Source organism: Massilia sp. CT11-108 (genome assembly GCF_047302915.1).
Lineage (GTDB): Bacteria > Pseudomonadota > Gammaproteobacteria > Burkholderiales > Burkholderiaceae_D > Telluria > Telluria orientalis.
The window spans coordinates 1-3,170 of sequence record NZ_JBKYMO010000583.1 but is presented as its reverse complement, the minus strand read 5'-3'; the positions used below and the strand labels follow the sequence as shown (position 1 = coordinate 3,170).

The 3,170-nt window shown below is 68.6% G+C and carries 2 protein-coding genes; one reads left to right on the top strand and one right to left on the bottom strand.

Features of this window, described 5'->3' with window-relative positions:
* Positions 1-245: 245 nt before the first annotated feature.
* The gene (locus ACEN88_RS27780) at positions 246-2,192 is read left to right on the top strand and encodes a TonB-dependent receptor plug domain-containing protein (protein ID WP_413344833.1); all 1,947 of its coding nucleotides are present in this window, start codon (positions 246-248) and stop codon (positions 2,190-2,192) included.
* Positions 2,193-2,204: 12 nt separating this feature from the next.
* Here ACEN88_RS27780 and ACEN88_RS27775 read toward each other — a convergent pair.
* Positions 2,205-3,170: heavy metal sensor histidine kinase (locus ACEN88_RS27775; protein ID WP_413344832.1), on the bottom strand; the 966-nt coding region annotated here is incomplete at its 5' end.

Genomic DNA, 3,170 nt, shown 5'->3' with positions numbered 1-3,170 from the left:
CATTTAGTCGATTTCGCAAGATTGTATTGCAGAAATCGATTTGTTACCGATACCATTGTGCCGTGCGCTGGAATGAATGTGTTCACAGTGTCTCCGTTGGATTTTGTCGGATTGTCCGAATTGTGTCCCGTCTCCGCAATTATGAAATCGCTTATCGCCGTCATAAAAAATGTGGAAGCCGCGCACGGCACAATGGTATCGGTAACAAATCGATTTCTGCAATACAATCTTGCGAATTCGACTAAATGTGTCCTGTTACCATGCCCAGTTCCACATTGTTCCCCACCGCAGCCATCCGGGTCTCTACCCTCCTCGCGGCCCTCCTGGCCGCGCCGGCCGCCAGGGCCATCGTCCCCGCACAGAACGACGATATCGCGGAACTGAGCCTGGAAGAACTGGCCAACATCCAGGTCACGTCCGTATCGAAACGGTCGGAATCGCTGTCCGACGCGGCGGCCTCCATCTTCGTCATCACGGGCAACGACATCCGCCGCGCGGGCGCCGCGTCGCTGCCGGAAGCGCTGCGGCTCGCGCCCAACCTGCAGGTGGCGCGCGTCGATGCGCGGAATTACGCGGTCACGGCGCGCGGCTTTTCCAGCCCGTTCGAAAACAAGCTGCTCGTGCTGATCGACGGCCGCACCGTGTACTCCCCCCTGTTTTCCGGCGTGTTCTGGGACGTGCAGGACGTGGTGCTGGACGACGTCGAGCGCATCGAAGTGATCAGCGGCCCGGGCGCGACCTTGTGGGGTGCGAATGCCGTCAACGGCGTCATCAACATCATCACGAAGTCGTCCGCCGCCACGCAGGGCGCACTGCTGGCGACGACCCTCGGCAAGGATGCGCGCGACGGCGCCGTGCGCTACGGCGGCCGGATGAAAGGCGACGGCCACTATCGCGCCTACGCCAAGCACGCCGAAAACGACGACACGAACACGGCGGCGGGCGCCACCTCGCAGACGGGCTGGCACCGCGACCAGGCCGGGTTCCGCACGGACTGGGGCGATGGGCTCACGGTCCAGGGCGACGTTTACGACGCACGGCTGCGCCAGGCGAATACGCGCGACATCAGGGTCGCCGGCGCGAACCTGCTGGGGCGCGCGGCGCGCACGTTCGCGGACGGCTCGTCGGCCACCGTCCAGCTGTACTGGGACCACACGGAGCGCGACCAGCCGAACGCCTTCCACGAACGCCTCGACACGTTCGACCTGCAGTTGCAGCACGCCGTGCACGTCGGCGGCAGCCACCATGTCGTGTGGGGCGGCGGCTACCGCCTGGGCCACGACCGCGTCGAGAACGGCCCCGCGTTCGGCTTCCTGCCCGGAACGCTGAACCTGCGCTGGGCGAACCTGTTCGCGCAGGACGAGATCGCGCTGCGCGACAACCTGCGCCTCACGGCCGGCCTGAAAATCGAGGACAACAATTACACGGGCGTCGAAATGCTGCCCACCTTGCGCCTCGCGTGGAATCCGCGGCCGGCTGCCCTCGTGTGGACGTCGCTGTCGCGCGCCGTGCGGGCGCCGTCGCGCATCGACCGCGATTTGTACAGTCCCATCCGGCCGCCCGTCGTGAACGGCGTGCCGCAGTATGGCGTCGCGGGTGGTCCCGGGTTCGAATCGGAGACGGCCAAGGTATTCGAACTGGGCTACCGCGGCCGGCCCTCGGCGTCCCTGTCGTATTCGACCACCTTGTTCTTCAGCCGCTACGACCGGCTGCGCACGCTGGAGCCGAATCCGTCCGGCCCGGGTTCCGTGTTCGAGAACCGGGCGGACGGCCTCACGCGCGGCATCGAAGCGTGGGCCACGTGGCAGGCGGCGGATGCGTGGCGCCTGTCCGGCGGCGGGGTCGTGCAGCGCGTCGGCACCACCCTGGAGCCCGGTAGCCGCGACCTGTCGGGAGCGACGGGCCTGTTCACGAGCGACCCGACGCATTACTGGCAGGTGCGCTCCTCGTACGACATCGGCGCCGGCCAGGAATTCGACGTGACCTTGCGCCACGTGGGCGCGCTGCCGCGCCCGAGCGTGCCCGCGTACACGGCCGTCGATGCGCGCTGGGGCTGGCGCATCCGCCGCGGCGTCGAACTGTCGATCATCGGCCAGAATCTGTTCGATCCGCGCCATGCGGAATTCGGGTCGCCCGCCACGCGCAGCGAATACGAACGCGCGCTCGCCGTGCGGGTCGTGTGGACGCCCTGACGCCAGTCGGCGTCAGGGCGGAAATCGCAGGCTGAACACGGTGCGCCCGCCCGGCACGCTGTCGACTTCCGCTGTGCCGCCGTGCAGGCGCATGATGGCGCGCACGATCGACAGCCCCAGGCCGACCGAGCTCCCCGCGCCACGCGCCGCGTCGGCCCGGTAATAGCGTTCGAACACGCGTTCGAGGTGCTCGGGCGCGATGCCGTCGCCGCTGTTTTCCACCGACAGCGTGACCCACTGGCCGTCGCTCGCCGCACCCAGGCTGACGACGCCGCCCCGCGGCGTGTGCGCGATCGCGTTCGACACGAGGTTGTTGACGGCGCGCCGCAGCAGCACCGGGTCCGCGTGCACCCGCAGGCCCCCGACGTCGTCGAGGCCGAACCGGATGCCCTTGTCCTCGGCCAGCATCTCGAAATACTCCCGGATGTGCTCCAGTTCCGCGCGCACGTCGAGCGCGGTGCTCGCCAGCGCCAGCTGGGCGTTGTCGGCGCGCGCCAGGAACAGCGTGTTCTCGATCATGCGCGCGAGCCGCTCGTACTCCTCGAGGTTCGACGCCAGCAGGGCCTCGTGCTCGTCCGCCGTGCGCTCGCGCGCGAGCGCGACCTGGGTCTGCATCATCAGCGCGTTGACGGGCGTGCGCAGGTCGTGCGCGAGGTCGGCCGCGAAGCCCGACAACCGCTGCACGCCCTCTTCCAGTCGGTCGAGCATCGCGTTGAAGGCGACGGCCAGCGCGCGCAGTTCGGCCGGCAGCTCGGCGGCGGGCATGCGCACTGCGAGGCGCTGGGCGTGGATCGCGTCGGCGCGGGCGATCACGCCGTACAGCGGACGCAGGCCCCGCTTCACGGCCGCGAACCCGAGGGCCGCCGCGACGAGCGTGCCCGCCACGAGGGCGCCCAGCAGGTCGAACGCATAGCGGCGCAGGATCGCGAGCCGGTCGGAGCGCGTGCGCACGAGCGTCACCTGCAGCGGGCGCTGCCG

Excerpts from the sequence above, each read along its gene's own strand:
- ACEN88_RS27780 (WP_413344833.1), top strand. The coding sequence starts at position 246 with ATGTGTCCTGTTACCATGCCCAGTTCCACATTGTTCCCCACCGCAGCC.